The organism is Nocardioides sp. AN3 (assembly GCF_054653495.1).
In genome coordinates this window covers 39676-46283 of sequence record NZ_BAAIGC010000038.1, presented here as the reverse complement: position 1 = coordinate 46283, position 6608 = coordinate 39676, and the positions used below count along the sequence as shown (strand labels likewise).

Annotated in this window: 5 protein-coding genes; 3 read left to right on the top strand and 2 right to left on the bottom strand. The window is 66.1% G+C overall.

The annotated features are described in order from the left end of the window. The first annotated feature begins 542 nt into the window (after positions 1-542). Positions 543-1328, top strand: coding sequence for an SDR family NAD(P)-dependent oxidoreductase (locus tag ACYQ1K_RS25140; protein WP_459986245.1), 786 nt, complete (start codon positions 543-545; stop codon positions 1326-1328). Between the two features lie 543 nt (positions 1329-1871). Then, entirely contained in the window at positions 1872-2633 is a 762-nt protein-coding gene (locus tag ACYQ1K_RS25135; protein WP_459986244.1) for an SDR family NAD(P)-dependent oxidoreductase, read from the top strand. Positions 2634-3778: 1145 nt separating this feature from the next. Here ACYQ1K_RS25135 and ACYQ1K_RS25130 read toward each other — a convergent pair. Both ACYQ1K_RS25130 and ACYQ1K_RS25125 read right to left on the bottom strand, forming a co-directional pair. Beyond that, positions 3779-4537 (bottom strand): SDR family NAD(P)-dependent oxidoreductase, encoded by a 759-nt coding sequence (locus ACYQ1K_RS25130; protein ID WP_459986242.1) that lies wholly within the window; start codon positions 4535-4537, stop codon positions 3779-3781. Positions 4538-4613: 76 nt separating this feature from the next. Beyond that, complete coding sequence (locus ACYQ1K_RS25125) at positions 4614-5015, bottom strand: RidA family protein (RefSeq protein WP_459986241.1); 402 nt, start codon at positions 5013-5015, stop codon at positions 4614-4616. 167 nt (positions 5016-5182) lie between these two features. Between ACYQ1K_RS25125 and ACYQ1K_RS25120 the strand changes: the two genes are divergently transcribed. Further along, positions 5183-6607 carry an MFS transporter gene (locus tag ACYQ1K_RS25120; protein WP_459986238.1) on the top strand — a complete coding sequence of 475 codons (1425 nt, stop codon included), beginning with the start codon at positions 5183-5185 and terminating at the stop codon, positions 6605-6607. The last annotated feature ends 1 nt before the right edge of the window (position 6608 follow it).

Sequence of the window (6608 nt, the reverse complement as noted above, 5' to 3'; positions counted from 1 at the left end):
AAGCATCCGGCTCACCGACTGAGGGCCCCCAGGTCGCTCTCTCCCTCTCCCGACCTGCGGGCTCCTCTCGTCGATCTTACGAATCGGCTGACCACCTCCTGCACGCTCTAGTCAGAAGCGGTACTCGTCGTGGCCGCCCCCGCGGGCCGACCTGATCCCGTTAAGTCCTTCCAAACCGGGGAAGGCGTGGGCATGGCGACACCGCGCTGGCCGGCAACTGCGGAGGGTCCACTCGGGGCTCGTTCGAGCGCCGGAGCGTCGCTAACGGCTTCGGCCCATTCGACTGGGTTCTGCGCCACCGCGTGGTCTCGGACGGGCGTTCCGCTTCGGCCGCGTCATCGTGCACGCCTGCGGCGAACCGGGTTGGAGACTACGTCAGCGTACGAGTTCGCGCTCATGCGTCTTCGGACTAGCAGCGGGTCCAGCTCCCCGCTCGCTCCACGCCATCACGCAACGCAACAGGACAGCCATGAATGTGACGGGAAGCATGTCCTGACGCATTCGACCCGACCGATGCAGGCGGACAAGAAGGGGATGACGCAATGACCGAGGCCCTAAGGGCGACACCAGACCCGAGACAACGATTCGACATCACGGATCGCGTAGTACTCGTGACCGGTGGCAGTCGCGGCCTCGGCCGAGCCATCAGCTGCGGGCTCGCCGCTGCAGGGGCGCGGGTCGTCGTGGTCTCTCGATCTGCCGAGGAGTGCGACTCTGTCGCGGTCGCGGTGCGCCGCGACGGCGGTACCGCCGTGGGCATTGCAGCAGACGTCGCGCGGCCGGAGAGCCATGGACGCGTCGTCGAGGCCGCCGTCGAAAAATTCGGCGGGGTCGACATCGTGGTGAACAACGCCGGGATTGCCCATCGAGCACCGGCAGACGAGTTGACGCCGGAGCTGTACGACCACGTCCACGCCCTCAATACCCGCGGCGCGTTCTTTCTTGCCAGGGCTGCACACCGGCACCTCAAGGCCAGCGGGCGAGGATCGGTGATCAATGTGACATCAACCGGCATCCACACCGGGGGCGCCGGATCATCGCTCTACCGCTCTTCCAAGGCCGGGCTGCACGGCCTCACCATGGCCTTAGCCCGGGAGTGGGCGGAAGACGGCATCCGCGTCAATACCCTGGAGCCAGGGGCCATGGAGGATGGCATGGGATCCCGCCTGTCGTCCGATCGCGTCAGCGAGCACGTGAGCCAGACGCCACTCGGTCGGCTTGGGACAGCTGATGAGTTGGTACCTGCGGTCTTGTTCCTGGCCACCGACGCCTCATCCTTCATGACCGGCGCAACCATTCGCATCGACGGTGGCCGAATTTCGCAATAGGCGTGCAGGGAAGTCGCACGGGCCGCGTCGCGCTGGTCGATGCAACCCGCTGGCGATCGGTGGCGTCTCGACGCCAAGCCGCGGCATCGTGGTCCCCCACCTCCCGAGCCACCGTCACCGGATCGGGCCGGCCACTCGCATCTTCCGCACCGCACCCGTCGACGGCAAGGAGGCCGCGACCTTCTGTACGAGAAAGGGGCAGCGGCGTTCGCGGGCTCAACGAAGGGCATGCCGAGGGTCTGACTGTACGGGGTACACATCCAGATCTTGCACCGCCACGCAGTTCAACGCCCGCCTCTCCTCTGCCTCCGCCCCGCATGGACGGAGCGCACATTGCGTTCATGGCGACGTCACTGACCATCACGATCGCATGCTCCATCGGCTTCGGAAGTCACGTGCCCATGCCCATCAATCCGCCCCCGCCCGTGCCGAACCAGGATCATGGTATCTATGTATATTTCCCACACAGACGGTTCGCAGGAGAACTTGCAGCCGTGACGAGCGGCGTTCCCGCCGGACACTCCGAACACGAATGGGACAAACATGCAGCTTCCCAACACCGCCGCGATCGTGACCGGAGGCGCTTCCGGCCTCGGGGCAGCGACCGCCGCCGCGCTCGTAGGAGTGGGCGCTCAGGTTTTTGTCTTCGACATGCCGGCAGCGATCGAGGCGGCCGCCGGGACCGCCTCTGGGATCACATATGTGCCGGTGGACGTCACTGCACCCCAACAGGTCGAGGCGGGCGTGCGGCAGGCAGTCGGGTCCGGTGCCCCGCTACGCACGGTGGTCAACTGCGCCGGCATCGGCCCTTCCGCCCGGATTCTTGGCAAGGAGGGCAGGCACGATCTCGATCTGTACGCCGAGGTTGTGTCGGTCAACCTCCTCGGCACCTTCAACGTGCTCGCCATCGCGTCCGAGGCGATCGCTCAGACCGATCCGCTCGAGCACGGCGCGCGCGGCGTCATCATCAACACTGCGTCGGTCGCGGCCTATGAAGGACAGATTGGCCAGGCGGCGTACGCCTCCTCGAAGGGCGGCATCATCGGACTCAACCTGCCGGCCGCGCGCGACCTCGCGCAGTACGGCATCCGCGTGATGACGATCGCCCCCGGTATCGTGCTGACGCCGATGTTGATGACCGTGTCAGAGGAGTTTCGCGCGGGCCTCGCCGCCGGCATCCCGTTCCCCCAGCGGCTCGGCGAGGCCGGCGAGTACGCCAAATTGGCGCTTTCGATCATCGATCACGACTATCTGAACGGCGACACTATCCGGATGGATGGCGCGCTGCGAATGGCGCCGAGATGAGCGCGGAAGGGGTGTCTCCGGTGCCGCACGCGGCCTGACTGGAGCGTCGGCGGTGTCTACAGGGACGTGCCAGGGCGCGAGCTGGGCGCCACCGCGGCCCGGGCGGCCCTGGCCGATCCGGCCATCACGATCAGGGGCGTCGATGAGATTGCCATGGGCTCCATCGGCCAGGTCGGGCCGGACACCACGAGGCGCGGCGGGGCGCGCGCTCGTCGCCGAGTTGCGCACCGGGTCCCCGCATATTCGGTCCACCGTCTGTGAAAGTCGCGCTCCGAAGCCGTCTGGAGCGCCGCCATGCCGATGCACTGGGCGCCGTCGACATCGGGTTGGGCCGGCAGCGACGCGTTGGTGTCGCGGAGGTGGTTCTACGACTTCGCAACCCGAAGGGGCTATCCGCCCGTCACGAGGATACTCACCGGCCCGTTACGACATCTCGACAGGCGTCACCGCGGCCCTGTCCCCCAGCGCAACGAGGCCCAAGTGCAGCCCAGGACAAGTTTGCGCTCCGCCCCGGCAACCCGCCACTGCAAGGTGTACACGCGGCGCTCACGGAGCTAAGGATGCCGTTCAAGGTCGGCCCGCGAAACAGGCTTCGCCAGCAGTACGCGGTCTCGGCCGACGAACAACCCAATCCGGGACGACGATCGAGGTCCTCATCGGCCTGCGACGTGTTTCCCGCCCGACAACACCGTCGCCGCGGGCAACGCATCCGGCGCATTGACGTTACAGCAGTTCATCGCACTGTTCGCCACGCGCGATCGGGCGACGGGCACGGCCCCGTTCGCAACAAGCGAGCCGGGGAACGGCTGCATTCAAAGGCGGATATGTCGGCCATGGAGCGCCTGCAACTCCTCCACGTCCAGCTTCAGCCGCCAGGAGTTCCATCGGTTACCTCGGTGGCGACGATTCCCGCACGATGGGGTCGGCTTTCACGGAACGGAGCTGGCTCGATGGCGATGTGCGGATGGACCCGGTACTCCCCAACTTCGCCGCCAGCAGATCGCCTGCCCGGAGTGCGTGCACCGAGCTCGGGGAGACGTTGACGATTCCGGCCACCTGCATCGGACCACGCCTGCGCTGCCCCGCTCGTCAAGATTGCGTCCTGAACGTCCTGCCTCTACGACCAGTCAAGTCGGTCTCAGTCCCTAGGGCACCAGGCCGCCGTCGATCTTGACGATCGAGCCGGTCATGTAAGACGCGATCGGTGAGCACAGAAAGGCGACAACCTGGGCGATCTCTTCAGGAGACCCCATGCGGCGCAGCGGGATCCGGTCGGTGAACTCGCTAGCCGCCTCGGGGTACGCGGCCTCGAAAGAGGTCCACGCGTCGGTGATGCCGACCGGCATGACCCCCAACACTCGGATGCCCAGAGGCCCCCACTCGCATGCAGCCGTGCGCGTGATCGCCGTCATCGCCTGCTTCGCCGCGCCGTACGCACCGAAGGTGTCCATGTCCCATCGCACACCCGCTCCCGAGAGCATGTTGATGACGACACCGCCCTGCTGGAGATCCTCGTGCGCCGACTGCATGAACGCGACCGCCGCCAACGGCCCGGACTGCCATCCGGCCTCGAAGTCATCTCGAGTGAGCTGCATCAGCGGCGCGACTGCGATCTGCTGTGCGTTGTTCACGAGGATCGTGACCGGGCCATGCAACTCACGCAGGCGGCTGACCGCCTCGACGGCGGTCTCCGCCGATCTCACGTCTCCGACGAAGTACGAGACGCGACCGCCTGCCACCGCGCCGATATCCGAGCAGGCCTCCGCGAGCGTGTCCTCGCTGCGACCGACGAGCAGAACGTTCGCCCCGTGGCAGGCGAGCGCACGGCCGATCTCCAACCCGAGCCCGCGGCCGCCGCCTGTGACGATCGCATTCTGGCCGTCCAGGTTAAACGGTGTCGACATGGTCCCTCCTCAATCATGCGAATGATATGCAGGGTCGCCACCCTAGATCGCAAAAGAGTGCCTGTCTACAGGTGCATCAGCGCCGGTACGCCGTCGCTTGGATCTCCAGGAGGCAGTCAGGGTGGAAGAGGTTCTGCACGCCGACCATGGCGCTAGCAGGGGGAAGATCGCCGAACACCTCGCGCCTCACGATCTGGTTGGCGGCAGTGACCGCGGGCCCGTCGCCGATGAAGAACAACGTCTGCTGAGCGATGTCCGTAAGCGCGGCATCAAAACGGGCCAGGATCCACCCTATGTTCAAATAGGCCTGTCGCATCTGCGCCTCTATCCCATCAGGGAAGTCGTATCCGTCCAAGGTCGGCGCCTCGAAGTTGACGCGCATGCCGACCATCCCAGCCACGTGGATGGTGTCGCGCGCCCGCACGGCCCACGAAAGCGCACGACTCTCTCCAAAGAGGTGCAGGCGCTCGAGTTCCATCTTCGTCTCCGCTCGCTCGGGAAATATTATGATAATGATACGACCATCTTCCCCACGAATCGAATGCCTTCAGCATGTTCAGGTCACAACGGACTACACGCCGCCCCCGAGGGCGCCATATGGCTTCACCAGGGCGCCGACCACGCGCTCACCTCACTTTCGGCGTCTTGGCTGTTTCGGTCACGGCGTTCTCGCTGCTTCAGTCACTGGTCACACCTGTCCTAGCTGTCATCCAAGCCGACCTCGACACCGATCAGGCGACGGTCACGTGGGTGCTCACCGGTTATCTGCTCTCGGCCTCCGTGTGCACGCCGATCGTGGGTCGAATCGGCGACAAGGTCGGCAAGGACCGAATGCTCGTCGCGGTGCTCGCAGCGCTGTCCACAGGATCGCTCATCGCCGCCATCGCGACGAGCGTCGAAGTCCTGATCGTCGCGCGCGTGATCCAGGGCATCGGGGCCGGAGTCCTGCCGTTGTCGTTCGGCATCATCCGAGACGAGTTTCCCGAGAAGAAGGTCCCGGGCGCGGTCGGGGTAGTCGCCTCGCTGGCCGCCGTCGGAGCTGGTATGGGGCTCGCTCTCGCCGGACCGATCGTGGAGGTTCTGAACTATCGCTGGCTCTTTTGGTTCCCTATGATCGTCACCGCGATCGCCGGCGTGGCGGCGGCGTTCGTCGTGCCCGCCTCACCCGTTCGCATCTCCGGCAAGATCAGCCTCCTCCCCGTAGCACTCCTCTCCACGTGGTTGATCGGACTGCTGCTCGCCCTCAGCGAGGGGCAGTCGTGGGGCTGGACGAGCAGTCGGGTCGCCGGCCTTCTGGTCGTTGCCGTGGTGATCGCAGTCGGTTGGGTATTGGCCGAGGCACGCTCCGCGTCACCCCTCGTCGACATGGAGATGATGCGCCTGCCTGCCGTGTGGACGACGAACGCGGTCGCCTTTCTTGTCGGCTTCGGGATCTACGCCGCAGGAGGCTTCCTGCCGCAGTTGGCCCAGACGCCGCAATCTGCTGGCTACGGCTTCGGTGCGACCGTCACCCAGTCCGGGCTCATCATGCTTCCGATGTCGCTCATGATGAGCTTCGTCGGTCTCTACTCCACCCCCCTTGCACGCCGCTACGGCCCGCGTCCGGTCGTGGTGCTCGGCTGCCTCGTCGTGGCGGGCTCCTACGCGATCATGGCGCTCGCCCACGAACACCAGTGGGAGCTCTACGTCGCCAACGCGGTGATGGGTGCTGGCATCGGACTCATCTTCGCCTGCCTGTCGAACCTGATCGTTTCGGCCGTGCCGCCCGAGCAGACCGGAGTCGCGAGTGGGATGAACGCGAACGTCCGGACGATCGGCGGCGCGATCGGGGCCGCCGCCATGGCGAGCATCGTGACAGCCGCCGCACTCCCCAACGGTCCGCCGAAGGAGTCCGGCTACACCACTGGATTCCTCGCGCTCACAGCCGCGATGGTGATCGCCGCCGGAGTCGCTCTGATGATCCCGCGTGTCCGGAGACATCCCATGGAAGCGCACCTGATCGACGAGCCTGAGCACGTCCCCCTGGGCATCGTCGCGGCCGGCACCCTCATCGGCGACAAGCCCGAGTAGC

Coding starts and splice junctions, on each gene's coding strand:
- ACYQ1K_RS25140 (WP_459986245.1), top strand. CDS start 543: ATGACCGAGGCCCTAAGGGCGACACCAGACCCGAGACAACGATTCGAC.
- ACYQ1K_RS25130 (WP_459986242.1), bottom strand. CDS start 4,537: ATGTCGACACCGTTTAACCTGGACGGCCAGAATGCGATCGTCACAGGC.
- ACYQ1K_RS25135 (WP_459986244.1), top strand. CDS start 1,872: ATGCAGCTTCCCAACACCGCCGCGATCGTGACCGGAGGCGCTTCCGGC.
- ACYQ1K_RS25125 (WP_459986241.1), bottom strand. CDS start 5,015: ATGGAACTCGAGCGCCTGCACCTCTTTGGAGAGAGTCGTGCGCTTTCG.